Below are 26957 nucleotides of genomic sequence, written 5' to 3'. Positions count from 1 at the left end.
GCATGCCCTTACAGGGCGAGTGCATACCACGTCTTTTAGGCGTGGTTATGATTTAATGATTTAATAATTTTATTAAATCTTCAATAGAAGCATCCATTTTTAAAGATATTTGATCCATTGACATGCCAGAATCAAGGAATCGTTTAATAACCATTTTCATATTCTCTCCAACTTCAATGATATGACCATCTAAATCATAAAATCTTATTACACGTTGACCCCAGTCATGCTCAATTACATTGCTTAAATAGTTGATATCAGGGTATTTTTTTAGTTTTTCTATAAATTGATCAAAATGTTCTTCTTCAAAACATAGTTCGATATTATTAGAATTATTTAAAACTTAATCTTTTGGTAAGTTTACAAGCCAATTAAATTCCTGTTGTAAAGATATACCACAGGTAAACGAAATATTAATGCCATAATCTTGATATAATTCTAAACCAAATAAATCTTCATAAAATTTTCTAGCAGTTTTTATGTTTGCAACAGCTATTACTGTACAAGTCTATTTCATCCCAATCTTCCTCTTTTATTTTTTGTTAATATTTTAACATTGATAATATTTAAAGTCATTATATTAAATAAGAATGATTGCATACCTTTTAAAACAATTTGTTGAAATATCATAGATTCTAAGCTAGAATTAGATGGTAACGATTTAAAGAAGGGTTAGAGTATTATGAAAGAAAGAGAAAAATTTTCATCGAGATTAGGATTTATTTTAATCTCTGCAGGTTGTGCAATTGGGCTAGGGAATGTATGGCGGTTTCCGTATGTTGTAGGAGAGTATGGAGGAGCTTTATTTGTTTTGATCTATTTATTTTTCCTAGTCGTATTAGGGGCACCGATTATGACAATGGAGTTTGCAGTAGGTAGAGCTAGTCAAAAAAGTGCAGCACTATCATTTCAGACTTTACAACCAAAAGGGAAAGCTTGGAACTGGTTAGGAAAGTTTCAAATGCTTGGTAATTATGTTTTAATGATGTTTTATACAACTGTTGGAGGATGGATGTTATCATATTTTATTAAAATGATAAAGGGGGATTTTGTAGGAATTTCACCACAACAAGTTGAAAGTATTTTTAATAATTCTTTACAAGATCCGTTATTACAGGTGTTTTGGATGGTTGTAGTAGTAATTTTAGGATTTGGAATTTGTTCATTAGGCTTACAAAATGGAGTTGAAAAAATTACTAAGTTTATGATGAGTTCATTACTAGTTATAATTTTGATATTAGTAATTAGAGCTATCACATTACCAGGAGGAAGTGAAGGTTTATCTTTTTATTTAATTCCAAATTTTGAAGCTGTTAAGCAGCATGGTTTATTAGAGATAGTTTTTGCAGCAATGGGGCAGGCTTTTTTTACGTTAAGTTTAGGGATTGGTGCAATTGCTATTTTTGGTAGTTATATTGATAAAAGCCGTCGTTTATTTGGAGAAACGATCAGTGTTTGTACTTTAGATACATTAGTAGCTTTATTATCAGGACTAATAATTTTTCCAGCTTGTTTTGCTTTTGGTGTCAATCCAGGTAGTGGACCAGGATTGGTGTTTATAACTTTACCAAGTATCTTTAATGAGATGTGGTTAGGTCAAGTTTGGGGTACTTTATTTTTTGTTTTTATGAGTTTTGCTGCTTTATCTACAATTATTGCAGTGTTTGAAAATATTATTTCATTTGGAATGGATCTATTTAATTGGAGTCGAAAAAAAGCAGTAATTATTAATCTGATCTTGATTTTAATTGTATCCTTGCCTTGTGCTCTAGGGTTTAATGTTTTGAGTGATTTAGCCCCATTTGGAGCAGGGACTACGATTCAAGATTTAGAAGATTTCTTAGTAACCTATAACTTTTTACCATTAGGATCTTTAGCTTATTTAATTTTTTGTACTTGTAGATATGGTTGGGGTTTTGATAATTTCATCAAAGAAGCTAATACTGGTAAAGGAATTAAATTTCCTAAATGGACAAGGATATATTTAAAATATGTTTTACCATGTGTAATTTTATTTATTTTTATTCAAGGGTATTATTCATTTTTTATTAAGTAGACTATCTCAGGATAGTCTTTATATTTTATTAAGAATTATTTAGTGAAATAAATAAGATATTAGTGGTAAAATAATTTATTATAGAGGTGAAATTATGAAAGATAATTTTATAAAAATATTAAAATTTGAAATATTTTATAAAATGATTACAATTATCATCTTATTACCGTTTTTAAATAAAGTAATTCAGATGTATTTAAATAATCAATCAGCAGTTGGAATTGTTTTTAATCAAAATATATTGTTTGGTTTTTTGAGTTTTAAAGGTATTTTAGTAGCTATATTTTTATTAGTTTATAGTTTGTTAATTGTTTTATATGAATATAGTGTAATTATAAATATGATATCTTTGGGTGTTAAACAACAGTCTTTTCGTATTTATGAAGTAATGAAAGTATCTTTTATTAATTTAAAAGGATTAAAACATCCTAGTATTATTATTTGTGGATTATATTATTTATTGATCTTACCATTAGTGCATATTGGTTATTTAAATGCATTAATTCCTAGTTTTAAGATTCCTAATTTTATTTTTGGAGAATTATCACTTACTTTTAGTGGAAATATCCTAATCGCTTTAATTTATCTTTTATATTATGGAATATATTTATTACTATTATTTGTTCCTTTTTACATGATTTTAAAAAAAGAAAACTTTATTGATGCTTTTAAAGATAATTTTAGGTTGTATAAAAAATTAGAGCTTAAAGACCGATGTTTTTTAATTATTATTTTGATAATATGGTTTATTATAGAAACAAAAATAATCATGCTTTTACCAGATGCAGTTATTAAAAATACAGATTTTAATCGATTTTTTCTTAGAAATATGATTATTTCATCAAGATTTAGAATATATTTCTTTGAATATTTAATTTATACACTTATTACGATTATAGGTATGTATTTCTTTTACTATTTTTATCTAAAAGTTATTAATAAATATGATAATGAGTTATTAAACGTGAATTTAGATCATGAAATTAGTAAAAAATTAGATGATACATTAATACAAACAAAGTTGAAGGCAAGTAATTTATCAAAGTTTATTAATAAATATATTTTAACTAATAAATTTTATTTAAAATATAAATTCATAATAAATACAACTTTAATAATATCTGTTTTGATTTTAATAAGTTATTTATTTGCTGATTCGATTTATTTACTCTCTGCTTTATTAATAATAATTATTTTTTTATACTTTATTGCGAGTATTTATAATTTTTATGAAATGAAAACAACAGGTAAAAGCAATGCTTCAGGTAATCAAAAGTCAGCTTTATTTTATCCTTATCAAATTATTAAACGTTATTTAAATCAATCTAGATTATATAAAAAGCATCCTAAAATAGTTAGTATTGCATTAATAACAATGTCAGGATTATTAATTGGTATGTATTTACAATTACCAGGCAAAATTCATCAGCCAATCATAATTGGACATCGGGGTTCTAAATATGGGGTTGAAAACACATATGGAGCAATTGTAGAAGCTCAAAAAAATCAAGCTGATTATGCAGAAATTGATATTCAGTTATCTAAAGATGGTATACCAGTTGTTATTCATGATACTAATTTATCACGTTTAGCAAATTTGGATAAAGAAGTTGGTTCTATGACTGCAAATGAATTAGAAAAGATAACTGTTTATGAAGGACACTATCAAGATAATATTATAACTTTAGATCATTTACTCAAAAAGTTGAAAAAGGAAAAAATAAAACTTTTAATTGAGTTAAAGGCAGATAATAATCAAATTGAATTAAGTGAAAAGGTTATTAAAGTAGTTGAACAGAATAATTTTGAAAATCGAGCCATATATATGTCATTAGACTATGATATAGTAGAGTATTTACAAGAAAAAAGACCAGAATGGTGGATTGGTTATTGCATTTATGGTAGTGCTGGTCAGATTGATGCTTCAATTTGGAAACTTAAAATTGATTTTTTAGCGGTTGAAGAAAACAAAATTACAGTTAATTTTGTTGATAAAGCTAATTCTAATTGGATTCCTATATATGTATGGAGTGTTGATGATAAAACGAAGATGAAGCAATATCTAGACATTGGTGTTAGTGGTATTATCACTAATTATCCTGATCGAGGTTATGATGTTATAAAAAAGTATCTTCAAAATAATCATCAATATTATCCATATCAAATAATTAATAATGGGTCGCTTAAACCCATTATTAATTAATAAATAATAAAAAACAAATTATAGCTAATAAACATGCGATGGTATCTAACCATAAGCCTAATTTTAAAGCATAACGATTGTTTTGAAGTTTGATACTGCTAAAATATAATGTAACAACATAAAATGTCGTATCACTACCAGTTTGAATAATTGAGCCAAGGATACTATAAGGATGATCAACCCCAAATTTTAAAAATACATTATTTAAAACAGTTAAAGATCCATTAGATGAAAAAGGTCTTACAATCATCATCATAAAGACTTCAATCGGAATATTTAAAAGCTGAAAGATATTTTTGAAGAATAACTCTAAAATATTTATAATCCCACAGCTTTGAAAACAAGTTACCCATAATGTAAAAGCCATCATCGTAGGGAAAAGGGTCATTAATAATTTACTGCCTTCTTTTACTCCGTCAATAAACTCATTAAAAATATCTACTTTTTTAAATGCTGCTTCAATTAAGGCGATTAATATAATAATTAAGATTATGCTATCCATAGTGTTCTATCACCTTACTTGTAATAATACCAATTACAGTAATAATAAAACCAATAGCAAGACTATAACCAAAAAAACCTAAAATATCATGACTGCCATAACTCTGTCTTAGAGTCATCATTGTTGTAGGAATAATTGATAATCCAGTAGTGTTCATAATTACTAGTAGCATCATTTCTTTACAAGGTGTTTTAGGATCATTTTGATATTTAGTTAAAGATTTCATTGCTTTGAGTCCACTAATTGAAGCTAAAGAACCTACACCTAATAGATTAGCAATAAAATTAGTTGATAAATATAAATATACTTGTTCATCTTCAACTACTTTACCATAAATTAGCTTTAATATTGGTTTTAATAAAAAAGATAGTTGTTTTATTAAACCAGAAGCTTTAATGATATTTAAAAAACCATTCCATAAACAGGCAGATAATACTAATATTTTAATTAATTCAAAAACTTGATTTGGAGAACTTAGAATAGCTTTAAACATTTCATCCTGACTATTAGTTGCAAAAGCAATTAAAACAAAGAAAATTAAGCCAAATTTAAAAACCTTAGCCATAGAATAAATCCTTTAAAATCATTTTAAAACCAAGAAAATAATTATATGGGATAACTTTCTGTTTACTAACAGGCTGGTTGTTTAATGAAATAACAATTTCATCATTGGTAAAAGATACATCAACTTTATCAGTTGGTTTTTTATTTACACAAATATCAAAATCTAAATAATATTGCTTTTGTTTAAATTCCACTATTCCTTTAGAAAACAATTTAGTTTCTTTAAGCAGGTTAAAGCATTCTTCATATTTATTTTGATGAAATTCAAAATCATTACCACAATTAAAAGTAACAATTATTAAATCAAGACCATCTTTACGTGCCATTGTTATTAAAGTACGCCGTGCTTTTTTGGTAAATCCAGTTTTACCACCAATACAATATTCGTAATTAGTTAATAGTTTATTCTTGTTGTGCCAAGTTCCGTTACCATCTTCACGAGTATATTCTTGAGTTCCAACTATCTCATTGAAAATAGGATTTTGATGACAATAGGCCATCAATCTTGCCATATCATAAACAGATGACTGATTACCATTATCTTCTTCATCTAAACCAGTTGGATTAGAAAAAGTTGTACTGTGAAGTTCTAATTCTTTAGCTTTATCATTCATCATATCAACAAACTTAGGAACATCTTTGGCTACTGCTTTAGCTATCATTACAGCGGCATCATTACCGCTTCTAAGCATCAATCCATATAGAAGATCACGTAAACTTATTTTATCGCCTATATGTATATAGATTCCACTTCCCCAAGCTTTGTTGATCGTATCATCAACAGTAATGATCGTATCAAGTTCCATGTTTTCTATTGCTATGATACAAGTCATGATTTTTGATATTGAAGCAACACTTTGAATATAGTCCTGGTTACTGCCTTCAATAACAATTTGATTATTTGCCTCCATAACAATATAACTTTTTCCTTGAAAAGGAACAGTTTTAACACTATCTAATGGTACAAAAGTTAAAGAAATTATTAAACCAATAATTTTCATATATTTCATTTTAATCACCCCTATAATTCTATGCATAAGCAATAGTATTTAGAAGATATAATTTATGTTTGATTTTTAATTAAAAGAGGAATATTCTAATAATAGATAATGTTTCTATCACCAAAAATTTAATATAGTCTTTGTGGCAGGGTGAAAGTCCCTACCGATGGTTATAGTCCGGATGAGAAAAGATATTTTCTAGAATTTTATCTGAAGACTTTTATTGTTTTCAGGTTTTTATTTTAGGAGGGAAAAATGAAAAATAAGAAAGTTAGTATTGATTACAGTTTTAATGGTATTTAGGTTTCCGTTACCTTTTATGCCGCCTTTTTTTAGTTTTGATTTTGCAGGTATTCCAGAATTAATCGGTGCTTTTACATTAGGAGCATTATATCTATATCATTGTAATAAGAATTATTATCCAGTTAGCATTAATAGGTACTAATTCAATGTTTACTGGTGAATTACAAAGTATGATGTTAAGTGTAGCTCTGGTATTACCGGCTTCATTAATTTATAAGCAAAGTAAGACAAGGCAAGAAGCTATAAAAGGGATGATGTTAGGAACGATTGTTAATGTAATAGTAGCTGTTTTTACTAATTTAGTGATTATTATTCTTTTTTATGTTTCTTTGTATAGCATGGATATGGAGATGATTATTGAAATGGGTAAGGCAGTTGATCCTTATGTTGATAGTATTTTTAAATTGGTTTTATTAGGAATTATACCATTTAATTAAAAATATAATTGTCTGTTTAATTACATTTGTAATCTATAAAAAATTAGTCCCATCATTAAACGATACAAAATAAGAGGAAAGAAAAATGAATTTTGAAGATGGAAAGGTTTTATCATTTAAAAAGTTAGATGAGTGTAAAAACAAGTGTCAATGATTATGTGATGGTTAGAAATATTAGTTGTTTATTTTATGATGATAAAATATATTTTAAGACTGATAAGAATTTTAGAAAGACTCAGCAATTATTTTAAAATCTACAAGTTGCTTTATGTATAGAAGGGATATAAGTTGAGGGAATAGCTAATGAGATATTAATTGAAGTTATTCCTAAGTTTGTTGAAATCTGGGATGAAGATGAAAATCGTTATGCATTTGAAACATTTATTGATTTTGATAAACAAACTGTAAAAATAAAGAAATATGACTAAAAAAAGTTGATTATAAAAATCAACTTTTAGTTACATTTAAAATTTATTTGTATTTTTCAATTAATAAATCTAAATACTCTTTATATTTAGAATCATTAGCATTTAGTTTATCAGAGGAATTAGTGTATTTTTTAACCGCTAGTGCTGCTCGATTGATTGGAAGAAGGGTTCCTGCCCCAGCAACACATCCCCCAGGACACGCCATTCCTTCTAATAAATAACCATTATATTTACCTTTTTTAGCAGCATTTAACATTTTTTTACAGTTTTCTAATCCTTCAGCTGATTCTATTAATACATCACGATTTGGTTCTTTAGCTTTAATACAGTTAACGACGGCTTTAGCTACACCACCACTAACTGCAAATCCTCTTCCATCACTGCTGGCTTGAGTAAAAGGATCAGTATCGTCTGGCTGAATTTTTGAAAAATCAATTCCTTTAGCTTCAAACATTGCACCAATTTCTTCAAAAGTTAAAACAAAATCCACTTCACTACGTACTGATTTTCTAGATGCCTCTAATTTTTTAGCAGCACAAGGACCAATAAATACTACTCTACTATTGGGACGTTTTTCTTTAATTAAGCGAGCTGTTAATACCATTGGTGTTAAGGCCATTGAAATATATGATTTAAACTCAGGAAATTCCTTTTTTGCCATCATTGACCATGATGGACAGCATGAAGTAGCCATAAATGGTTGTTTATTAGGAACCTTTTCTAAAAAGTCTTTAGCCTCATCAATAGTGCATAAATCTGCTCCAATGGCTACTTCGACTACATCTTTGAAACCTAGTTCCTGCATAGCTTTTTTTAGTATTTCTGGTGTTACTTTAGCCCCAAATTGTCCAATAAAAGCAGGTGCAACAGCAGCAATTATCTCATCACCTTCTTTGATTGCTTGAATTAATTGAAAGATCTGACTTTTATCAGCAATAGCTCCAAATGGACAACTAACTAGGCACATACCACAAGATACACATTTATCATAGTTGATATGAGCATTGCCATACTCATCTGATTCGATAGCATTCATTCCACAAGCTTTGGCACAAGGGCGTTCCTTTTTTAAAATAGCATCATAAGGACAACTATTTTTACATAATCCACATTTAATGCACTTATCTTGATCAATATATGCTTTTCCATCTTTGAAACTAATAGCATCTTTAGGACAGATTTCCATACAAGGATGAGCTAAACATGCCTGACAACCATTACTAACTTCATATTTCTTTTCAGCACATTTATTACAGGCAAATTTAATAATATTGATTAGTGGCGGTTCATAATATTTATCTGCAATAATACTATCTTCAATTCCTTTTGATATTGGTGCTGGCTCGTCGATTGGACGCAATGATAATCCCATTGTTAAACGAATTCTTTCTCCGACTATAGCCCGTTCTAAAAATATACTATCTCGATAAGTAGCTACTTCACCAGGGATGATTTTGTAAGGTAAATTTTCTATTCGGCTATAATCATTTCCTTCATAAGCAAGCTTAGCAACCTCTACAAAGACTTTACGTCTAATTTTAGTTAATGATGAATAAATTCCTCTCATAACAGTTCCTCCAAATCTCTTTATAACTATATTTTAACTTAAATAAAAAATTTGTTAAAGAGAGTATCCGAATATTTAACAAATAATAAAATTAAACCTTTGATTTAGTTGCTTTTAATTTCCATTTCAGTATAATGTAAACGAAGTAGGTGAAAAACATGGAAAGATTACAAAAAACAATTGCTGCAAGTGGTTATACTTCAAGAAGAAAAGCTGAAGATTTAATTGTTCAAGGTAGAGTTGCAGTTAATGGTGAAATTGTTCGTGAATTAGGAACTAAAGTAAAAAATGGTGATTATATTACAGTTGATGGTAAACCAATTGTTGGTGAAAATAAAGTATATTATGTTTTCTATAAACCAAAGGGATGTGTTTGTACGTTAGATGATGAGTTTGATCGTCCAATCATTACAGATTATTTTACCGATGTAAAGGAAAGAATATATCCAGTAGGTCGTTTAGATTTTGATACAACTGGACTGATTATTATGTCTAATGATGGTGAATTTGCAAATATGATCATGCATCCTCGTTCTCATTTAGAGAAAATCTATGAGGTTTCAATTAAAGGACTAATCAATGGTGCAACATTAAATAAATTAGAAAAAGGTGTTTATTTAGAAGGTGTAAAAACTCTTCCTTGTAAGATCAAAGTTGTTGATAAAGATATGGAACATAAAACAACAATGTTAAAAATCAAATTGGTTGAAGGTAAGAATCGTCAGGTGAAAAAGATGTTTGAAAGTGTTGGGCATCCGGTTAAAAGATTACATCGTGTAAGTGTAGGATGTGTAAATTTAAAAGGGTTGACACCAGGGAAATATCGAATTTTAAAACCACAGGAAGTAAAAGATTTAAAGAAATTAGTTAATGCTGATAAGTAGTAATATTTGTTTGTCTTTGTTTGACAATTATTTTGATTTTATTAGTGCATACTGTATGATGGGTGATGAAAATGAGAATACAAATAGTTGAACCACAAAATACGAATGAATGTGGTATATGCAAAGCACAAGGAGAATGGATAAAAAAGATAAATATTCGTGGTATTCCAGCTTTATATTGTTTAAAATGTGATACATTAACGATGTTTGATAAAATGCCTTCTAAATATGTTTATCGAGCTTTTAAAAATGAAACTGATAATCTTAAAATAGAGTATTTAGCAAAACAAAATGAAAAAGTTAAGTAAATAAATTTATTGACTTTAATCTATAAAAGAGTAAAATTATAAGAGTAAATAAGATGCGATGATTTAGGATATGTCTAGATAATGCTTTGAAATAGAGAAAAGACGGTTGGTGCAAGTCTTGAGAAGGTTATATAGATACTCCCTAATATGCAACACTCGAAAGAGACTGTCGGTAGCGCGTTATAGCATTGAGGTTATTTAATAACAAATTAAGGTGGTACCACGATACTCTCGTCCTTTGGATGAGAGTTTTTTTATTTAAAGGAGGTAGTGATGGTAAAATTAGTATATCCAGATATTTCTCATATGATGTTGATGGAAAAATATCTTCAGGAAACATTTGAGTATGGGGAATTATTTATTAATGGTGATGGTGGATGTCATACTTATCAAGATTACACACAATGGTTAAAAAAAGAAAAACAAAATCATCTAGGTATTAATTTAGATGATGGACATGTACCTGGTACTACCTATTTTTATATTGATAATGACCAAATTATTGGAACGATTAATATTCGTCATTGTTTAAATGATTTTTTATTAAAAAAAGGTGGTCATATTGGTTATAGTATTTTACCAAGTCAAAGACAAAAGGGCTATGCTACTGTAATGTTAAAAGAAGCAATTGAAATTTGTAAAAAGTGGGATATTTATCCAATTTTAATTACTTGTAACAAAAATAATATTGCTTCTAGAAAAACAATTGAAAAATGTGGTGGAAAACTAGAAAATGAATATTATGATGAAAATAACAAAGAAACAATATTACGTTTCTGGATAGGAGAAGAAAAATGATAGATTTTAAAGAAGATGAAAAATTAAGTGTATTGAACCATTCTTGTGCTCATGTGATGGCTCAAGCAATAAAACATTTATATCCTCATGCTAAATTTTGGGTAGGACCAGTTGTAAGTGAAGGGTTTTACTATGATATTGATTTAGGAGAAGATGTCATTAAAGATGATGATATTCCTAAGATTGAAAAAGAAATGAAAAAAATCTGTAAAGATGGTAAACGAATCACACGTCAAGAAATTTCTAAAGAAGAAGCAGTAGAAATGTTTAAAGATGATGAATATAAATTAGATTTAATCTCTAATTTTGAAGATGGTACAATAATTAGCTGTTACCGTCAAGGTGATTTTGTAGATTTATGTCGTGGTCCTCATGTAGAAACTGTTAAAGCTTGTAAAAATTTTAAACTAACAAAACATTCAGGTGCATATTGGAAAGGCGATAAAGAAAACAAAGTATTACAAAGAATTTATGGAGTATGTTTTGAAACTCCTGAGGATTTAGAAAAACATCTTGAATTACTAGAAGAAGCTAAACGTCGTGATCATAAAAAACTAGGAAAAGAATTAGGATTATTCATGATGAGTGAATATGCTCCAGGAATGCCGTTTTTCTTACCTAAAGGGATGATTTTACGAAATACTTTAGAACAGTTCTGGTATGAAGAACATACTAAAGAAGGTTATGAATTTATTAAAACTCCGATTATGATGTCACGTGAATTATGGGAAACTAGTGGTCATTGGGAAAATTATAAAGAAGATATGTATACTAGTATGGTTGATGAGCGTGAATTTGCAATTAAACCAATGAATTGTCCAGGAAGTCTATTAGTTTATAAAAATAGTTTACATTCATATAAAGATTTACCCCTTCGAATGGGGGAATTAGGACAGGTTCATCGTCATGAGGCAAGTGGAGCTTTAAATGGTCTATTTAGAGTTCGGACATTTACTCAAGATGATGCTCATATTTATATGACACCTGACCAGATTGAAGAAGAAATTATTAAATTAATCAATTTTATTGATCGTGTATATAGCGATTTAAATCTAAGTTATGAAATAGAATTGTCAACTCGTCCAGAAAAAAAATATATTGGTGATATTGCTATTTGGGAAAAGTCTGAGGCTGCTTTGGCGGCAGCTTGTAAAGCAGCAGGTAAAGATTATAAAGTAAATCCAGGTGATGGAGCTTTCTATGGTCCTAAACTTGATTTTCATGTTAAAGATTCATTAGGTAGAGTTTGGCAATGTGGTACGATTCAGTTGGATATGAACCTACCTGAACGATTTGATATTACATATATTGATGATAAGGGAGATAAAGTTCGCCCAGTAATGTTACATCGAGTTATTTTTGGATCGATTGAAAGATTTATTGGAATTTTAATTGAGCACTTTGCTGGAGTGTTCCCACTATGGTTAGCTCCTGTTCAGGTTAAAGTGTTACCAGTTAATAATGAATATCATTTAGATTATGCAAAGGAAGTAACTAAATTATTACAGAAAAATGGCTTTAAGGTTGAAATGGACGCTCGTGAAGAAAAATTAGGATATCGTATTCGCGAAGGTCAAATGGAAAAAGTTCCATATTTATTAGTGCTTGGTAATAATGAACGTGATGAAAAAACTGTTACATATCGTAAGCATGGTCAGCAAAAACAAACTACTGTTCCGTTTGATGAATTTGTAACAATGTTAAATCAACAAATTGAAAATAAAAAATAAGAAAAAACCCTCTTGAATGAGGGTTTTTTAGTCGTTATGGCAACGTTGGCGATATTCTTCCATCATTAGTTTAAATATATCTCCATTTGAAGGTGGTGTATATGTTATAGCATTAGCGCCAGCTTTAATAACTTCCTGGATTGTTTCAACTGTAGGGCCACCTGTTGCAATAATCGGAAAACTTGGCGATATCTTACGTAGCTCTTTTACGATTGTAACAGTATTTTTTCCACCTGAAACATTAACTATTGTGGCACCTGAATGTAACATGCGTTCTTCTAGATTTTCATCTAATGAGACAATTGATAAAACTACCGGAATATCGACGTAATCAGATAATTCTTGAATAAATTCAGTTTTTGTTGGAGCATTTAGAACAACTGCAGTGGCGCCATGTAATTCAGCATCTAAAGCTATTTCACGAACTCGAGGACCTGCAGTAGTACCACCACCAACTCCAGCAAAAACTGGTCTTTGGGCAACATCGATGATAGCATTAGTTATTTGCATTGTTGGTGTAAATGGATACACTGCAATAACAGCATCAGCATTACAATTAGAAATCACAGCAACATCTGTAGAAAATAATAATGATTTTATTCTTTTACCATTAATTACGATTCCACTAGCACTACGAATACAATCGGGAACAATGATAGTATGACTACGTAATCTTGTATTTATTTTTGGAGCTTCTTTTTTCATTGTTTACATCCTTCCTAGTTTATTAAAATGATAATTATTTATTTAGAAATAAGTAATTTTATTATAACATAGACGAATTTAAATATATATAGGTAAAAAAAGAATGAATAAAAATAATAATAGTAGGGAATAATACATCAGGTATCCTAATGGGATGTGGGATATATTTCAAGATATCTTTTTCGAAGATACAATAAAAACATTGGAGGAATCACAATGGAAATAGATTACAAACTTATTGGCAAAAGAATAAGAGAGGAACGGATTTCTCAAAATCTTTCTCAGCAGACGCTAGCTGAGATTTCAAATATTTCCCCCACGAATATTTCGCATATTGAACGTGGGGCGACAAAATTGAGTTTGCCTACTTTAGTTAGTATTGCTAATGCATTAGCTGTATCTGCTGACTTTTTATTATGTGATAGTTTAGTTGAAGCAGAACGAATTTATATTGATGAAATTAATGATCTTTTGCTTGATTGTAATCCTAATGAATTAAAGCTGATTATTGATATTATGAAGTCGATAAAAACATCCTTACGTCGTTATAATAAGGTTACTAAAGCATAAACACTTTTTGATAAAAGTGTTTTTTTTAGTTTATTAACGAGAGTTTTTATTGTACAATAACAGACGAGGTGTAGAAAATGAAACAATACTTAGAAATGTGTAAATATGTTTTAGAAAATGGAGAAGATCGTGAAGATCGTACAGGTACTGGTACTCGAAGTGTATTCGGTTATCAAACTCGTTATGATTTAAGAGATGGTTTTCCCTTAATGACAACAAAGAAAATGTTTATTCGCCCAATTGCAGAAGAGTTATTATGGTTTATTAAAGGTGATACGAACATTAAATATTTAGTTGACCGTAATGTCAAGATCTGGAATGAATGGCCATATGAGGATTATAAAAAGTCATCTGATTATCAAGGTGAGACAATTGAGGAATTTGTAGCTAAAATTAAAGAACTGCCTGATAATGATCCCTTTGTTTTAAAATATGGTGATTTGGGACCTGTGTATGGAGCGCAGTGGCGTAATTTTAATTATGAAGGTGTTGATCAGTTAGCAAAACTAGTAGATAGTTTAAAAAACAACCCTTTTTCAAGAAGGCATATTATTTGTGCTTGGAATCCTGTTCAGGTAGATAATATGGCATTACCACCATGTCATTCATTTCTACAATTTTATGTAAGTGCAGATAAAAAGTATTTATCATGTCAATTATATCAACGTAGTGCTGATATTTTTTTAGGTGTACCTTTTAATATTGCTTCTTATGCCTTAATGGTAGAGATGTTAGCAAGAACATGTGGTTATCAGGCTAAAGAATTTGTTCATACGATTGGAGATGCTCATATTTATAAAGATCATTTTGAGGTTGTTAAACAGCAAATTGAAAGAGAGCCATTGCTAAAATGCAAACTTGTTTTAAATCCTAATGTTAAATCTATTTTTGATTATAGGATTGAAGATATTAAACTGGAAAATTATCAAAGTCATGGAAAATTAGTAGGAAAGGTAAGTGTGTAATGATTAGTATAATTGTAGCAACAGATGATAATTTATTAATTGGAAAAAAAGAATCTAGTAATGGAATGCCTTGGAATATACCTGAAGATTTAAAGCATTTTAAAGCAACTACTGTTAATAAGACGATTTTAATGGGTGTAACTACATATAAAGCAATTGGCAGACCTTTACCTAATCGTAAAACGATTGTAGTTAGTTTAGAGCCGTTTGAAGATGATCGAGTAGAAGTTAGGGATTCATTAGAAGCAGTAATTGAAGAATATCGTAAAAGCGGTGAAGATCTTTTTATTTCAGGTGGGGCTTCGATCTATAAACAATGTTTACCAATTGCTGATCAATTATTGATCTCACGAATTCCTGGTAATCATGAAGGAGAAACCTATTTTCCAAGCTTTGAAGAATTTGGTTATCAACTTATTGAAGAAAAACCATTTGAAACATTTACTTTACAAATATATAAGCGAGGGTAAATAATGAAAAGAATTGCATTGATTGTCATAAGAGTTATTTTGAGACTGCCCTATTGGTGGGGATATAAAGTTAATAAGTATAAACATATAGATGAATATCCAGCACAGGAACGTTATGGTTTCATTCATCGAGTTGTAGCTGTTGTAACCCGAAAAGGAAGAGTGGAGCTTAAATGTTATGGAATTGAAAATCTGCCAAAAGAATCTGGTTATTTTGTAGCTCCTAATCATCAGGGATTGTTTGATCCTTTGGCTATTTTTCAGACTCATAGTCGTCCAATTAGAGCAATAGTAAAGAAAGAATTAGCTTCAGTAATTTTGGTAAAAGATATTATTAAAATGTTGGAGTTTATTCCAATGGATCGTAGTAATGTACGTGAAGGGGCTAAAATTATTAAATATGTTTCAAATGAAGTTGCTAATGGACAGAACTTTTTTGTTTTTCCTGAAGGTACAAGGAGTCGTGATGGTAATAATATCTTAGAGTTTAAAGGTGGAACTTTTAAAATCGCTACTAAAGCTAAAGCACCAATCGTACCAGTTGCTTTAATCGATTGTTATAAAGTGTTTGATAATAATACGATTAGAAAAACGACTGCTCAGATTCATTATTTAAAACCAATTTATTATGAAGAATATAAAGATATGCATACTAATGATATTGCTAAATTAGTCCATGATCGAATTGAAGTGTGTATCAAAGAAAATGACAAAGGATAGAAATATCCTTTGTTTTATGTTATAATCTATTTAGAATTTTTTCTAAATAGATTGGGGTTGACAAAGTGGGATTTGCAGAAACATTTAAAGCTCTTTCCGATCCAGTTCGTCGTGAAATATTAATATTATTGAAAGATGGTAAATTATCGGCTGGAGAAATAGCTGGACGTTTTGAAATGACGCAGGCAACTGTGTCTTATCACTTATCAAAGCTGAAACAAGCTGATTTGATATTTGAAAGTAAATATAAAAATTATGTTTACTATGAAATAAATACATCAGTGTTTGAGGAAGTGATGTTGTGGTTAAGTCAATTTGGAGGTCAAAAATGAAACTTAAAACAGTTTTAATTACGTGTGGAGTATGTTTGTTACCAATGTTGTTGGGAATATTAACTTATAGTCAATTACCGAATCAAATACCGATTCATTGGAATGTAGCTGGTGAAATTGATGGTTATGCCAGTAAAGCAATTTTTGTTTTTTTATTACCGATATTAATGAGTGGAATTCAATTGTTATGTTTGTTTATGATGCATGCTGATCCAAAATATAAAAACTATTCTGCTAAAATGGCCAAGGTTGTTGTCTGGATAATTCCATTAGTTACAGTTATTTTAGAATTAGTCACTTATGCAATCATATTTGGATATAATATTTCAGTTAATATTGTTATTCCTATGTGTATAGGAGTGCTTTTTATAGTATTGGGAAATTATCTTCCTAAGTGTCGTCAAAATTTTACTTTGGGATATCGTTTACCTTGGACATTGAATGATGAAGATAATTGGAATAAAACTAATCGTTTAGCTGGTTATATTATGGTAATTGGTGGTTTTTTATTAATTATCTTGAGTATTTTTGATTTAGCGTTTTGGGCTATATTAGGCATTATTTTCATATTTTTATTTATTCCTGCACTGTATTCATTTTTACTTTATCGTAAGAAATTATAAAGCTGTTTTATTTGTCTTTTACGTTATAATGATTATAGGAGGTGATCAAAATGGAACGGTTAGAAGATTTGCCTAATATTGGAAAAGTTGTAGCTCAGCAATTAATCCAAGTTGGAATAGAAAGTCCTGCAAAGTTAAAGGCAATAGGAGCAAAAGAAGCGTGGTTAAAAATACAGGAAATAGACGATTCTGCTTGTATAAACCGCTTGTATGGTTTACAAGGGGCGGTCGAGGGAATCAAAAAGACTCAGTTAGACTTTGAGACTAAAGCTGATTTAAAAAAATTTTATGAGGATCATAAATTATGAAAATAGCAGTAAATGGAAGTGAATTGTTTTATGAGGTAACTGGTCAAGGACGAACGATGATTTTAGTTCATGGTAATGGTGAAGATCATCACATTTTTGATCGATTAGTAAATGTGTTAAAAGAACACTATACTTGTTTTTGTATTGATAGTCGAGGTCATGGTGAAAGTTCTAGTGTTGAAACATTTAGTTATCAAACTATGGCTGAAGATATAATAGCTTTTATAAAAAAGCTGGGATTAACAGATGTGGTATATTATGGGTTTAGTGATGGAGGAATAGTTGGATTATTAGTTGCTAGTCAGAGTGATTTAATTAATGATTTAATTATTAGTGGAGCAAATATTGAGCCAAGAGGGTTAAAGAATTCTGCGTATTATTTAATGAAAGTTGCTTATATTATAAAAAAAGATCCAAAAGTCAAGTTGATGTTGGATCAGCCTCATATAAATCATCACACATTACAAAAAATAAAAGCTAGAACTTTAGTTCTAGCTGGTAGTAAAGATATAATTAAAGAGAGTCATACAATTGAAATAGCCCACAATATTAATGGCAGTAAACTATTAGTATTACCAAAAGAAGATCATAGTAGTTATGTTGTTAATAGCACTAAATTAGCTCCAATTATTTTATCATTTGTTAAATAAGGTATTTAAACGTTTTTGTTTATCTTTAGAAAGAAGAGCATCTGGTTCATTTAAATGCTGGACTAATAAGTCCGCATTTTTTATTAGCTCACTATACTTATCATCGATTCTTTCTTTAAAAGAATGATTTTTTATTGCTGTAGTAATGAGATTTATTTCATCATCATTAAAAATTCTGCTAGCAGATAAAATGTCTTTAGCTAAAATACTACTACGATTAGCATGATCAAAACTAGTATGATATTTATATGTTGCTAAATCATGTAGAATTCCAATAATAGCTGCTAATTCCTGATCGAGATTTTCTATCTTTGCAAATAGATTAGCCATATTTGCTACATTAAATAAATGCTCTAAACCATTTTTGCGATTATTTCCAAAACACTCATTATTTAAGATATCATAGACAGTATCTTTTATAATATAAAAACGATTCATCGTCTTAACCCCTTAGGATATAAATTTTTTACTTGATTATTACTTTCTTTGTAAAAAGATAATGGATAACCATCAGCTAATATAAGTCCATAGCCTTTTTTATTTGTTCCAGATAGTGTTTCTCCATGAATATATTTACTTATTTCAAGAGCGTCAGCTTTAAAGTTATAGTAATGTTTTACATCATTTTTAGAGAGTGTTAATGCTAAAGAATGACTAGGTTCAAAACGCCCTTTTTTACATTCACCTAAATATAAACCGGTTCTAAGAATTCTTATCCCTTTTAACTCAGGAAAATGTGGTAAAATCGCATATATATGATTACTTGAATTGTATAATAAGGGAGGTACATTTACCTTTAAATTATCATGATAGAATTTATTAATTAGTTTGATTTGTTCACTATTAATATTTGATTTTAATAACTTGGTTTTATTAGTCTTTTCTTGACTGTGTTTTTTTAATAAAGCAATAAATTGACCCTCGCCTTTATTAATGTGTGGATACATTCGAACAACTTTATTATTTTGATAGCCAGGGGACATACCTGGTTGTTTTTTTATATCTAATAATTCCATTTGTAATTGATTAACCATATAGTCTACTTGAAATTCGTTTTCTTCTAATGAATATGTACAAGTTGAATAGATTAAAATACCATCATTTTTAAGCATTTTATAAGCACTATCAATTAACTTTTTTTGAATATAAGCACATTCCTTTATTTTATCAATTGACCAGGTTTCAATTGCTTGATCAAGTTTACGAAACATTCCTTCACCAGAACATGGTGCATCAAGAATGATTTTATCAAAAAAATTATTAAAGTGCTGCTCTAATTTTATTGGATCACAGTTAGTAACTATAGTGTTTTTAAGTCCAAAACGCTCAATATTTTCAGATAAAATTCCAGCTCTCAGTTTATTGATGTCATTGGCAATCATTAGTCCCTGATGATTTAATTTGCTGGCAACAAAACAGGTTTTTCCTCCAGGAGCAGCACACATATCTAATACATAATCATCGGTATTAAAATCAACACAATTTGCTACTGCCATTGCACTAGGTTCCTGAATATAATAGAGACCACAGTTGAAATAAGGATGTTTGCCAAGTGGATAATGGTTATAGTCATAAAAATATGCATCTTTTATATATGGATGTGATGTTAGATATTGTTCATTTAAATGTGAAATGATATCTTTTTTTAAAGGATTAAGATAAAAACTTTTTACAGGATCTTTTGTTAAAGAATCAATGAAATCATCATAATCATCTTTTAATAATATTTTCATTCGTTGTTTAAATTGTTTGTTCATAGTTCTCCTTTTATTACTTGGATTATAGTAAATTAAAGTAAAAGACAAGCAACAGCTTGTCTATTTTAAAAGTTCATTAGTAAGATTAGCTAAACGGTTAGCTAATCGACTTAATTCTTGGATTGGTAACTCAAGATATAAATCAATATCGATTTTTTTGATTGCTTCTTCATATTTAGCATTTTCTTGTAATCCAATTAAAGTTTCTGTAGTTGCATCTAATGAATTTGTTATTTCATTAAGCTCACTTAAAATTTTGTCGCGTTCCATATGTTTACCCCGTCTGTCTAGTTTATTTACTTCTAAAAATACGTTATTTTACGTAATTCGTCAATACTATTTTAGTAAATTTAATATATTTTTTGTTTTTTTTAATATACTTATAATTATTTGTAATTTACTATTGATTTTGTTGTTTAAATTATTTATAATAATCATTGGTAGTTGCCCAAGTGGCGAAATTGGTAGACGCAACGGACTCAAAATCCGTCGGTAGCGATACTGTACCGGTTCGAGTCCGGTCTTGGGCACCATTTGTTTATTTGTCAACGTGTTGTGTTGACTTTTTTTGTTTATTTAATTAATTAAAATGATATTTTCTCATGAGATTGAAAAGCAGTAATGCTTTACATATATATTATTACATAGTATAGATGACAGAATTTGTCGAATTATGACTATAAAAGTTTTTTTTTGCATTTTCATTAAAAATACATAATAGTTCATTTGTAAAACACGAGTTAATTAAAATAAAGATACTTTTATAGTTAAAGGGATGTACTAATTGGTAATAAGTGATGGGTTAGGTCAGAATATAGAAATAGATAATTATGTTAAATTAAGATTAAAATAAGTATTTTATTAACTTATTATATGTCCGTAAAGTTTTGCTTTATAATATGGGTATAGATTAATGTTCTTATTTATTAAACGGTTATAGAATATTATAATGCTTATTGTATTTCTTGAGAAGTTTATTGTCCCTATTAAGAAATGGCTTTTTGATTTAGAAATACAAAATCATTATCGAGTTCATGTTTTTTTGTTTTTCCATCTTACTTATTAGTGTATGATTTTCAGCATTTGATGATGAGTAAAAAATTTTTAATAGAAACATGATATTATACCGAAATTAGATTCACTAATCAAACTAAGTTCTGTTATTTATAAATTTTTTATTTAGTTGCTAAATAATCACTTATATGGATTAGAAAGCTATAATTATTTTAAAAGTATTATTATTTAATAGTTGATCTGGGTTACGATAAAAGAAAAGTATAATTTTTGGAGGGAGCTATGAAAAAAGTATTAATTATAGAAGATGAAGCAATGATTCGTGAAGGGGTTATTGCTTTTTTAACGGCACGAGGATATGAGGTAAGGGGCGCAGAAGATGGACAAGAGGGTTATTTTTTATTTAGAGAAGAAATATTTGATGTTGTTATATTAGATATTATGCTTCCAAAGATGAGTGGTATTCAAGTATTAAAAGAAATCAGAAAAAACAGTGATTTACCAATTTTAATGTTGACTGCATTATCTGATGAAACAACACAATTAGAAAGTTTTGATGCGCAAGCTGATGATTATATTAATAAACCATTTTCTTTATCTGTGTTAGAAAAAAGAATAGAGGCTGTATTAAGAAGAAAATCTCCAGTACATGATTGCTGGCAATATCAAGATATTACTGTCGATTTTACTAGTTATGCTGCTTATGATAAAGATAAAGAATTAGATATTAAACCAAAAGAAATTCAATTATTAAAATTACTGATTACTCATAGTGGTCAAGTACTGACTAGAGGACAAATTTTAGATTCATTATGGCAAGAGGAAGCACCACTAGATCGTATTGTAGATGCATATATTAAAAACTTAAGAAAAAAATTACAACTAGACTGTATCTACACAATTAAAGGAGTAGGATACAAGTTTGAAGAAAAATGAGGTTATACATGAAACTGAAAAAAAGTCGATTATTTTATAAAACATTTGGTTATAGCATGCTTGTGATGACACTATTAGTTTTTCTTGCACATACATTAATCTATTTTGTGATGCAAAATGAATATATGCGGCAAAAACAGGTTGAAGCAGATGGTCTGATTAATATGATGAGCCAAACGTTTTCTCAAAATGAAGAAGAAACAATCTTGAAACTGGCCGAAAATTTTTCCTCTTTTTATAATGTTAACCTTAGTGTACAAATAGGAGAACAAGAGTTTATATATAATGGATTTACACCAGTAGAAATTAAGATTGACCAACAACAAGGTGATTTATTCTTAATTAAAGAAGACGAATCAAAACCAGTTTCTACACTTGTGGTACAAAGAACATTTACAAATATTGAAAATAAAGTATGTCGTTTACAATTAACCTTAAATATGAAAGTAGTAGAAGAAGCATCGCAAATTACATTCAAAATTCTTCCGTATTCAATTACTGCATCTCTAATTGTATCCTTTATTTTGTCCCTTTTTTATAGCGTGATGATCACTCGTCCAATTTATCAGTTAGTACAAATCACTAAGGATATGGAAGAAATGAAACCTGGTGTTTATGTCCCCTGTGTACGTAAAGATGAGCTTGGTTTGTTAGGAGAAAGTATTAATTCTTTGTATGAGACACTTTTACAAACAATAGAATTGCTAAAAAAAGAGTCTCAGCATAGAAAAGAGGAAGACCAGCAACGTATTGATTTTCTTCGTAGTGCTTCCCATGAAATGAAAACTCCCCTTGCAAGTATGTTAATTGTGCTAGAAAATATGCAATATAATATCGGAGAATATAAAGATCATGACCATTATCTTCAAGTTTGTCAGCAGCAGGTACAATATCTTTCAAATATGGTACAAAATATTTTAGATGCTAGCCATATGCAAATGCTTGTAGTCGAAGAACCTAAAGAAATCTCTGCAAGTGTAGTATTATATAAAGTATTAGATTCATATCGTATTATTGCAAGAGCTAAACAGTTGGTACTTATTGAACAATTGCATGAAGATGCAAAAGATTTTACTGTTAGTATTAATGAACAAAATTTAGAAAAAGTATTTTCTAATTTATTACATAATGCATTGAACTATACGAAAAGTGGACATATTATTACAATATATGCTGATTCAAATATGATTTATATTGAAAATGAGTGTGAACCATTAAATGAAGAAATATTATCTCATATTTTTGAAGCTTTTTATCGAGGGAACCATCAGGAAGTGGAAGGAAATGGTTTGGGATTATATATTGTTTCTCAAATATTAGAACATAGTCAAATACACTATTATTTTGAATCTTACGAAAAAGGAATGCGATTTACTCTAAAAAAATAATCTGTTTCATACATATTTCACATTGACATGATAAAGTATGCTTGCAAATTACAAGGAGGGAGACAAATGTCGGTAATAAAAAGAGCAATGTGTTATGTCACGAGAAAAAAAACAAAAACATTAATCATGTTTTTTATATTATTTGCAATATCAACAGCGATGATTAGTGGGATTGCGATAAAGAAAGCAATGAATGCATCAAAAGGGCAGATGTATGCTTCGATACAAAGTGGTTTTTCTCTGGAAATTAATCGTGAATATAATTGGGGAAATGCTAGAGGCGGAGGAAATATTCCAAAATCAATTATTGAGCAGATTGCCAAGGTGGATGGAATCAAAGAATATCATGCTAAAATGATTGCGGAGGCGGATGTTGATGGAATGGAATCAGTTGCTTTGACTAATAAAAATATCAAGATTGATAATGAGTATGAACAAATGATGAAGCATTATGTTCAAATCAGTGGTGTTAGTAATTCTGAAAAAGACAATAAGTTTATGAGCGGTATATTAAAGCTCAGTGAAGGAAGACATCTTGAAAAAAATGATGTAGGAAAAGTGCTTGTACATGAGACATTTGCAAAACAAAACAGTTTAAAAATTGGTGATACTGTGAAAATCAAACAATTTGATGATGATCCATTAATTCAAAAAAAATCAAATAATTTAACGTCATTAGAAATTATAGGTCTTTTTACAGGTGAAAATAGAACTCAACCTACAATGAGAGCTGAGATGGTTGAAAATGTACTGATGACAGATCTACAGACAGTAAAAGAGTTTTATGGTTATTCAGAAGATAGTGGAATGTACCAAAGTGTAAATTATTTTGTAAAAGATCCTATTAAATTAGATGAAGTGATGCAAGAAGCAAAGAAGCTTCCGATTAATTGGAAAGATTATGCATTATTCGCTAATCAGGATAACTTTCCAGGAATTACAAATTCTATGGAAAGTTTAGATGGTTTGATTCAAATGGTATTAATTGGAAGCGTAGTTATCAGTATTGGGGTACTGGCATTGATTTTGACATTTTGGATCCAGGGAAGAATTCATGAAACAGGGATTCTGATGTCAATTGGATTGTCAAAAATAAACATTATTACACAATATATACTAGAACTTTTAATTATTGCATTCTTTGCATTTGGCTTATCTTTGTTTAGTGGTAAAATGGTGGCCCAAAATATAGGTGATCAACTTGTTGCACAGGCAAAGGAATCAGGTGTTCAATCTATTTATCAAAATAGTGGTGGACCAATTGGGGCAGATCCAGAAACAAGTACTTTGACTGCTACGATTGATGAGTTAGATGTATCGGTCAGTATGTCAGAAATGGGGCTTGTATGGCTAAGCGGAACAGGAATTATTGTATGTGCAGTAGTGATTGCCTCAAGTTCTATTATTCGTTTAAAACCTAAAGAAATACTATCAAAAATGAGCTAGGAGGAAATCAAATGTTAAGTTTAAATCAAGTATCTTATTCCTATCAAAACTCAGGAAAGAAAAATATTTTAGAAACTATTGATATGAATTTTGAAAAGGGGATTTTTTATGCCATTGTTGGTCATTCCGGGGCAGGAAAAACAACATTATTATCACTTTTAGCAGGGTTAGATGAGCCGACTTCTGGAAGTGTTGCGTTTGATGGGGAGGATATTAAAGAAAAAGGATATGGATATCATCGTCTGCATCACATTTCTCTTGTCTTTCAAAATTACAATCTAATTGATTATATGACTCCACTGGAAAATATTCGTTTGGTCAATAAAAAAGCCGATAAAAATCTATTAAAAATGCTGGGTTTGCAAGAAGAAGAGATTAAACGTAATATATTGCAGCTTTCAGGTGGGCAGCAACAACGAGTTGCAATTGCACGTGCTTTAGCAAGCGATGCCCCTGTAATTTTAGCTGATGAACCAACAGGAAATCTCGATGGCAAAACTACAGCTGAAATGATTGATATTTTGAAAAAAAGTGCGCATCAGCATGGTAAATGTGTCATTGTTGTAACACACAGTACACAGGTTTCAAAAGAAGCAGATATTGTATTGAATTTAAAAAATAGAAAACTGCATATGATAAAAAATAAAGTACTCTAATTTTAAAAGTGGTGATGTATTTAAATAAAAGAGAAAGGTTAGACTAGTGTTTGATATTTGAAAATCATTTATACTTTTCTTGACCTCTCTGTATAGATGATAGAAATATATCTTATTTAAGTTTTAGAAAGTGCAAACAAATAATTAATGTAAAAAAATTTATTTTTTAAGAATTTTACCATTTATTATTGTTAAAAATAAAAGTGAGTGTATAAAACTTGTCATTTAATTATTTTTTATAATTAGTAGTTTCACTTAAATCTAATATTATAAAATATAATTATTATTTATGTTTTATAACAATAATTTTTTTAATCTCAGTAAAAAGAAATGACTGCATTATTTATCCATGATATAATTGTTTATAATTAAAATATTTGATTTAAATTTGTAATAGAATAAAAACGATTATTATCTATATTTTGTAGATAATAATCGTTTTTACTGGTAACCTTTTAAAATCATAATTTTATGGTAACAACTGTTTATGATATTGCTATCTAAATTTTTTATACATATGTTGCTGTCTTTGTTTATCTGATAATTCTATACGATGGTAGATTTCTTTAACAAAGGTTTGTTGGTCGATAGGGCTTAGACGATTGAACAAATTTATTAATTCATAATTGGTTATGTAAATTTGTGATTTGTTTTGAGAAAACTGCTGATCTCCAATATATGATAAAAAACCAGAATTATTAAGAATATCATAAAAACTCATTTGAAAAGCATGAGCAATTTTTACAATTGCTGGAATTGACATATTATAAGATATACCTTTATTACCATGTTCAATATTACTAATAGAAGATGCTGATATTCCTGATAAATATTCAAGTTTCGCTTGTGACCATCCTTTTGAAAGGCGAATACTTTTAATATATTTACCAATTAGTGTTGTGTCGATATTATTCATGGCCCCTCCTCTCTTACCAAAATTATATCGTATTTAAATGTTTATAACCGCCATAATTATATAGACTGATGTAGACTTAAATAAATGACTTAGAAATCTTTTTATAAAAAATATTGACATTATAAGTTTTATTGTATACAATAATTGCAACAACATCTGGTATAAATACTGTGAAAAGAAATAGTAAATATTTGAAGTGGAATAGAGAGCTCTTGGCTGGTGGAAAAGAGTCTACTAGATAATATTGAATTCATCTTGGAGTAGAGGACTGAATCATCAGTAGTAGGTTTCTCCGGTAACACCCGTTAACGTGTAAGAGTATGAACTATATAGATAGCGTACTCGATGAGATTAATGTAGCAATATATTAATGAACTAAGGTGGTATCACGAAGCATAGGCTCTCGTCCTTTTAGGAAGAGAGCTTTTATTTATATACAGGGGTTGAAATAAATAACAAAGGGGAATAGAAAAATGATTATTGTAATGAAAATGTCAGCAACTAGTAAAGATGTTGAAAAGGTATCAAAAATTGTAACTGATAAGGGATTAAGAGTTAGTGTAGTAAATGGAACAGGGCAATCTGTTATTGGAATTATTGGGGATACTACTCAAATTGATCCTAAAGTTATAGAGGTAGATGAAGCAGTTGATCATGTCATGAGGGTATCAGAGCCATATAAATTAGCTAACCGGGCCTTCCATCCTGATGATACGATCG

The 26957-nt window shown here is 29.2% G+C and carries 28 protein-coding genes, 1 tRNA gene, 2 pseudogenes and 1 other annotated feature; of the genes and pseudogenes, 21 read left to right on the top strand and 10 right to left on the bottom strand.

Annotation, left to right across the window (positions count from 1 at the left end; translation table 11 throughout):
* Positions 1-217: 217 nt before the first annotated feature.
* Positions 218-481 (bottom strand): annotated as a pseudogene (locus ACLR9T_RS10360) (glyoxalase); the annotation flags it as partial.
* Positions 482-682: 201 nt separating this feature from the next.
* On the opposite strand from ACLR9T_RS10360, the gene ACLR9T_RS10355 reads away from it, so the two are divergent.
* The gene (locus ACLR9T_RS10355) at positions 683-2056 is read left to right on the top strand and encodes a sodium-dependent transporter (RefSeq protein ID WP_413109467.1); all 1374 of its coding nucleotides are present in this window, start codon (positions 683-685) and stop codon (positions 2054-2056) included.
* 94 nt (positions 2057-2150) lie between these two features.
* Positions 2151-4259 carry a glycerophosphodiester phosphodiesterase family protein gene (locus ACLR9T_RS10350; RefSeq protein WP_413109466.1) on the top strand — a complete coding sequence of 703 codons (2109 nt, stop codon included), beginning with the start codon at positions 2151-2153 and terminating at the stop codon, positions 4257-4259.
* Here ACLR9T_RS10350 and ACLR9T_RS10345 read toward each other — a convergent pair.
* Genes ACLR9T_RS10345 through ACLR9T_RS10335 form a run of 3 tightly spaced genes read right to left on the bottom strand, consistent with a single transcriptional unit; the run spans position 4252 to position 6335 of the window.
* Entirely contained in the window at positions 4252-4761 is a 510-nt protein-coding gene (locus tag ACLR9T_RS10345; protein WP_413109465.1) for a spore maturation protein B, read from the bottom strand. The two genes, ACLR9T_RS10350 and ACLR9T_RS10345, sit on opposite strands and share 8 nt — an antisense overlap.
* Positions 4754-5326 (bottom strand): hypothetical protein, encoded by a 573-nt coding sequence (locus ACLR9T_RS10340; protein WP_413109464.1) that lies wholly within the window; start codon positions 5324-5326, stop codon positions 4754-4756. Before ACLR9T_RS10340 ends, ACLR9T_RS10345 begins: the two co-directional genes overlap by 8 nt.
* Positions 5319-6335: a D-alanyl-D-alanine carboxypeptidase family protein gene (locus ACLR9T_RS10335; RefSeq protein WP_413109463.1), complete on the bottom strand. Its 1017-nt coding sequence runs from the start codon at positions 6333-6335 to the stop codon at positions 5319-5321. The genes ACLR9T_RS10340 and ACLR9T_RS10335 overlap by 8 nt, the downstream gene beginning before the upstream one ends.
* A gap of 383 nt (positions 6336-6718) precedes the next feature.
* On the opposite strand from ACLR9T_RS10335, the gene ACLR9T_RS10330 reads away from it, so the two are divergent.
* Positions 6719-7066, top strand: a complete 348-nt coding sequence (locus ACLR9T_RS10330) for an ECF transporter S component (RefSeq protein ID WP_413109468.1) — start codon at positions 6719-6721, stop codon at positions 7064-7066.
* A 471-nt stretch (positions 7067-7537) separates the two neighbouring features.
* On the opposite strand, the gene ACLR9T_RS10325 is transcribed toward ACLR9T_RS10330, so the two are convergent.
* A complete protein-coding gene (locus ACLR9T_RS10325) occupies positions 7538-9061 on the bottom strand; it encodes a 4Fe-4S dicluster domain-containing protein (protein ID WP_413109462.1) in 1524 nt (507 codons plus the stop codon).
* Between the two features lie 158 nt (positions 9062-9219).
* Here ACLR9T_RS10325 and ACLR9T_RS10320 point away from each other — a divergent pair, with 158 nt between their 5' ends.
* The 4 genes from ACLR9T_RS10320 (at position 9220) to thrS (ending at position 12781) form a co-directional block, all read left to right on the top strand.
* Complete coding sequence (locus ACLR9T_RS10320) at positions 9220-9945, top strand: pseudouridine synthase (RefSeq protein ID WP_413109461.1); 726 nt, start codon at positions 9220-9222, stop codon at positions 9943-9945.
* A 71-nt stretch (positions 9946-10016) separates the two neighbouring features.
* On the top strand, positions 10017-10253 hold the full coding sequence (locus tag ACLR9T_RS10315; protein ID WP_413109460.1) for a hypothetical protein: 237 nt from the start codon (positions 10017-10019) through the stop codon (positions 10251-10253).
* Positions 10254-10526: 273 nt separating this feature from the next.
* Positions 10527-11051: a GNAT family N-acetyltransferase gene (locus ACLR9T_RS10310; RefSeq protein ID WP_413109459.1), complete on the top strand. Its 525-nt coding sequence runs from the start codon at positions 10527-10529 to the stop codon at positions 11049-11051.
* Entirely contained in the window at positions 11048-12781 is a 1734-nt protein-coding gene (thrS, locus tag ACLR9T_RS10305; RefSeq protein ID WP_413109458.1) for a threonine--tRNA ligase, read from the top strand. The genes ACLR9T_RS10310 and thrS overlap by 4 nt, the downstream gene beginning before the upstream one ends.
* 27 nt (positions 12782-12808) lie before the next feature.
* Here thrS and ACLR9T_RS10300 read toward each other — a convergent pair whose 3' ends face one another.
* On the bottom strand, positions 12809-13486 hold the full coding sequence (locus ACLR9T_RS10300) for a hydrolase (RefSeq protein WP_413109457.1): 678 nt from the start codon (positions 13484-13486) through the stop codon (positions 12809-12811).
* Positions 13487-13702: 216 nt separating this feature from the next.
* On the opposite strand from ACLR9T_RS10300, the gene ACLR9T_RS10295 reads away from it, so the two are divergent.
* The 8 genes from ACLR9T_RS10295 (at position 13703) to ACLR9T_RS10260 (ending at position 18124) form a co-directional block, all read left to right on the top strand.
* Complete coding sequence (locus ACLR9T_RS10295) at positions 13703-14056, top strand: helix-turn-helix domain-containing protein (protein WP_413109456.1); 354 nt, start codon at positions 13703-13705, stop codon at positions 14054-14056.
* Positions 14057-14133: 77 nt separating this feature from the next.
* Positions 14134-15021, top strand: coding sequence for a thymidylate synthase (gene thyA / locus ACLR9T_RS10290; protein ID WP_413109455.1), 888 nt, complete (start codon positions 14134-14136; stop codon positions 15019-15021).
* On the top strand, positions 15021-15491 hold the full coding sequence (locus tag ACLR9T_RS10285) for a dihydrofolate reductase (RefSeq protein ID WP_413109454.1): 471 nt from the start codon (positions 15021-15023) through the stop codon (positions 15489-15491). The genes thyA and ACLR9T_RS10285 overlap by 1 nt, the downstream gene beginning before the upstream one ends.
* A 3-nt stretch (positions 15492-15494) precedes the next feature.
* The gene (locus ACLR9T_RS10280; protein WP_413109453.1) at positions 15495-16211 is read left to right on the top strand and encodes a lysophospholipid acyltransferase family protein; all 717 of its coding nucleotides are present in this window, start codon (positions 15495-15497) and stop codon (positions 16209-16211) included.
* 65 nt (positions 16212-16276) lie between these two features.
* Positions 16277-16543, top strand: a complete 267-nt coding sequence (locus ACLR9T_RS10275) for an autorepressor SdpR family transcription factor (protein WP_413109452.1) — start codon at positions 16277-16279, stop codon at positions 16541-16543.
* Positions 16540-17166 carry an SdpI family protein gene (locus ACLR9T_RS10270; RefSeq protein ID WP_413109451.1) on the top strand — a complete coding sequence of 209 codons (627 nt, stop codon included), beginning with the start codon at positions 16540-16542 and terminating at the stop codon, positions 17164-17166. The genes ACLR9T_RS10275 and ACLR9T_RS10270 overlap by 4 nt, the downstream gene beginning before the upstream one ends.
* A gap of 50 nt (positions 17167-17216) precedes the next feature.
* Complete coding sequence (locus ACLR9T_RS10265) at positions 17217-17474, top strand: TfoX/Sxy family protein (protein WP_413109450.1); 258 nt, start codon at positions 17217-17219, stop codon at positions 17472-17474.
* Positions 17471-18124: an alpha/beta fold hydrolase gene (locus ACLR9T_RS10260; RefSeq protein WP_413109449.1), complete on the top strand. Its 654-nt coding sequence runs from the start codon at positions 17471-17473 to the stop codon at positions 18122-18124. The genes ACLR9T_RS10265 and ACLR9T_RS10260 overlap by 4 nt, the downstream gene beginning before the upstream one ends.
* Here ACLR9T_RS10260 and ACLR9T_RS10255 read toward each other — a convergent pair.
* From ACLR9T_RS10255 to ACLR9T_RS10245, 3 genes are read right to left on the bottom strand one after another with little or no spacing between them, the layout of a single operon-like run.
* On the bottom strand, positions 18110-18562 hold the full coding sequence (locus ACLR9T_RS10255) for an HD domain-containing protein (RefSeq protein WP_413109448.1): 453 nt from the start codon (positions 18560-18562) through the stop codon (positions 18110-18112). The two genes, ACLR9T_RS10260 and ACLR9T_RS10255, sit on opposite strands and share 15 nt — an antisense overlap.
* Positions 18559-19881 (bottom strand): RsmF rRNA methyltransferase first C-terminal domain-containing protein, encoded by a 1323-nt coding sequence (locus ACLR9T_RS10250; protein ID WP_413109447.1) that lies wholly within the window; start codon positions 19879-19881, stop codon positions 18559-18561. The genes ACLR9T_RS10255 and ACLR9T_RS10250 overlap by 4 nt, the downstream gene beginning before the upstream one ends.
* Before the next feature lie 60 nt (positions 19882-19941).
* Positions 19942-20151 carry a hypothetical protein gene (locus ACLR9T_RS10245; protein WP_413109446.1) on the bottom strand — a complete coding sequence of 70 codons (210 nt, stop codon included), beginning with the start codon at positions 20149-20151 and terminating at the stop codon, positions 19942-19944.
* Between the two features lie 176 nt (positions 20152-20327).
* Between ACLR9T_RS10245 and ACLR9T_RS10240 the strand changes: the two genes are divergently transcribed.
* The 5 genes from ACLR9T_RS10240 to ACLR9T_RS10220 all read left to right on the top strand — a co-directional run bounded on the left by ACLR9T_RS10240 (position 20328) and on the right by ACLR9T_RS10220 (position 25321).
* Positions 20328-20414, top strand: a tRNA-Leu gene (locus ACLR9T_RS10240).
* 763 nt (positions 20415-21177) lie between these two features.
* Positions 21178-21831, top strand: a complete 654-nt coding sequence (locus ACLR9T_RS10235) for a response regulator transcription factor (RefSeq protein WP_413109445.1) — start codon at positions 21178-21180, stop codon at positions 21829-21831.
* Positions 21832-21839: 8 nt separating this feature from the next.
* Positions 21840-23219 (top strand): ATP-binding protein, encoded by a 1380-nt coding sequence (locus ACLR9T_RS10230; RefSeq protein ID WP_413109444.1) that lies wholly within the window; start codon positions 21840-21842, stop codon positions 23217-23219.
* Positions 23220-23285: 66 nt separating this feature from the next.
* A complete protein-coding gene (locus tag ACLR9T_RS10225) occupies positions 23286-24665 on the top strand; it encodes an ABC transporter permease (protein ID WP_413109443.1) in 1380 nt (459 codons plus the stop codon).
* An 11-nt stretch (positions 24666-24676) separates the two neighbouring features.
* Complete coding sequence (locus tag ACLR9T_RS10220; protein WP_413109442.1) at positions 24677-25321, top strand: ABC transporter ATP-binding protein; 645 nt, start codon at positions 24677-24679, stop codon at positions 25319-25321.
* A 496-nt stretch (positions 25322-25817) separates the two neighbouring features.
* Here the strand turns inward: ACLR9T_RS10220 and ACLR9T_RS10215 are convergent, their stop codons facing one another.
* The gene (locus ACLR9T_RS10215; protein WP_413109441.1) at positions 25818-26237 is read right to left on the bottom strand and encodes a helix-turn-helix domain-containing protein; all 420 of its coding nucleotides are present in this window, start codon (positions 26235-26237) and stop codon (positions 25818-25820) included.
* A 161-nt stretch (positions 26238-26398) separates the two neighbouring features.
* Positions 26399-26651: a binding site (T-box leader), on the top strand.
* A 59-nt stretch (positions 26652-26710) separates the two neighbouring features.
* Between ACLR9T_RS10215 and ACLR9T_RS10210 the strand changes: the two are divergent.
* Positions 26711-26957 (top strand): annotated as a pseudogene (locus tag ACLR9T_RS10210) (3-deoxy-7-phosphoheptulonate synthase); the annotation flags it as partial.

This window comes from Thomasclavelia sp., assembly GCF_047249845.1.
Classification (GTDB): Bacteria; Bacillota_I; Bacilli_A; order Erysipelotrichales; family Coprobacillaceae; genus Thomasclavelia.
Note: the sequence above shows the minus strand (reverse complement) of the source record. Positions and strands in the feature narration are given on the sequence as shown.

Excerpts from the sequence above, each read along its gene's own strand:
- ACLR9T_RS10355 (WP_413109467.1), top strand. The coding sequence starts at position 683 with ATGAAAGAAAGAGAAAAATTTTCATCGAGATTAGGATTTATTTTAATC.
- ACLR9T_RS10350 (WP_413109466.1), top strand. The coding sequence starts at position 2,151 with ATGAAAGATAATTTTATAAAAATATTAAAATTTGAAATATTTTATAAA.
- ACLR9T_RS10345 (WP_413109465.1), bottom strand. The coding sequence starts at position 4,761 with ATGGATAGCATAATCTTAATTATTATATTAATCGCCTTAATTGAAGCA.
- ACLR9T_RS10340 (WP_413109464.1), bottom strand. The coding sequence starts at position 5,326 with ATGGCTAAGGTTTTTAAATTTGGCTTAATTTTCTTTGTTTTAATTGCT.
- ACLR9T_RS10335 (WP_413109463.1), bottom strand. The coding sequence starts at position 6,335 with ATGAAATATATGAAAATTATTGGTTTAATAATTTCTTTAACTTTTGTA.
- ACLR9T_RS10325 (WP_413109462.1), bottom strand. The coding sequence starts at position 9,061 with ATGAGAGGAATTTATTCATCATTAACTAAAATTAGACGTAAAGTCTTT.
- ACLR9T_RS10320 (WP_413109461.1), top strand. The coding sequence starts at position 9,220 with ATGGAAAGATTACAAAAAACAATTGCTGCAAGTGGTTATACTTCAAGA.
- ACLR9T_RS10315 (WP_413109460.1), top strand. The coding sequence starts at position 10,017 with ATGAGAATACAAATAGTTGAACCACAAAATACGAATGAATGTGGTATA.
- ACLR9T_RS10310 (WP_413109459.1), top strand. The coding sequence starts at position 10,527 with ATGGTAAAATTAGTATATCCAGATATTTCTCATATGATGTTGATGGAA.
- thrS (WP_413109458.1), top strand. The coding sequence starts at position 11,048 with ATGATAGATTTTAAAGAAGATGAAAAATTAAGTGTATTGAACCATTCT.
- ACLR9T_RS10300 (WP_413109457.1), bottom strand. The coding sequence starts at position 13,486 with ATGAAAAAAGAAGCTCCAAAAATAAATACAAGATTACGTAGTCATACT.
- ACLR9T_RS10295 (WP_413109456.1), top strand. The coding sequence starts at position 13,703 with ATGGAAATAGATTACAAACTTATTGGCAAAAGAATAAGAGAGGAACGG.
- thyA (WP_413109455.1), top strand. The coding sequence starts at position 14,134 with ATGAAACAATACTTAGAAATGTGTAAATATGTTTTAGAAAATGGAGAA.
- ACLR9T_RS10285 (WP_413109454.1), top strand. The coding sequence starts at position 15,021 with ATGATTAGTATAATTGTAGCAACAGATGATAATTTATTAATTGGAAAA.
- ACLR9T_RS10280 (WP_413109453.1), top strand. The coding sequence starts at position 15,495 with ATGAAAAGAATTGCATTGATTGTCATAAGAGTTATTTTGAGACTGCCC.
- ACLR9T_RS10270 (WP_413109451.1), top strand. The coding sequence starts at position 16,540 with ATGAAACTTAAAACAGTTTTAATTACGTGTGGAGTATGTTTGTTACCA.
- ACLR9T_RS10265 (WP_413109450.1), top strand. The coding sequence starts at position 17,217 with ATGGAACGGTTAGAAGATTTGCCTAATATTGGAAAAGTTGTAGCTCAG.
- ACLR9T_RS10260 (WP_413109449.1), top strand. The coding sequence starts at position 17,471 with ATGAAAATAGCAGTAAATGGAAGTGAATTGTTTTATGAGGTAACTGGT.
- ACLR9T_RS10255 (WP_413109448.1), bottom strand. The coding sequence starts at position 18,562 with ATGAATCGTTTTTATATTATAAAAGATACTGTCTATGATATCTTAAAT.
- ACLR9T_RS10250 (WP_413109447.1), bottom strand. The coding sequence starts at position 19,881 with ATGAACAAACAATTTAAACAACGAATGAAAATATTATTAAAAGATGAT.
- ACLR9T_RS10245 (WP_413109446.1), bottom strand. The coding sequence starts at position 20,151 with ATGGAACGCGACAAAATTTTAAGTGAGCTTAATGAAATAACAAATTCA.
- ACLR9T_RS10235 (WP_413109445.1), top strand. The coding sequence starts at position 21,178 with ATGAAAAAAGTATTAATTATAGAAGATGAAGCAATGATTCGTGAAGGG.
- ACLR9T_RS10230 (WP_413109444.1), top strand. The coding sequence starts at position 21,840 with ATGAAACTGAAAAAAAGTCGATTATTTTATAAAACATTTGGTTATAGC.
- ACLR9T_RS10225 (WP_413109443.1), top strand. The coding sequence starts at position 23,286 with ATGTCGGTAATAAAAAGAGCAATGTGTTATGTCACGAGAAAAAAAACA.
- ACLR9T_RS10220 (WP_413109442.1), top strand. The coding sequence starts at position 24,677 with ATGTTAAGTTTAAATCAAGTATCTTATTCCTATCAAAACTCAGGAAAG.
- ACLR9T_RS10215 (WP_413109441.1), bottom strand. The coding sequence starts at position 26,237 with ATGAATAATATCGACACAACACTAATTGGTAAATATATTAAAAGTATT.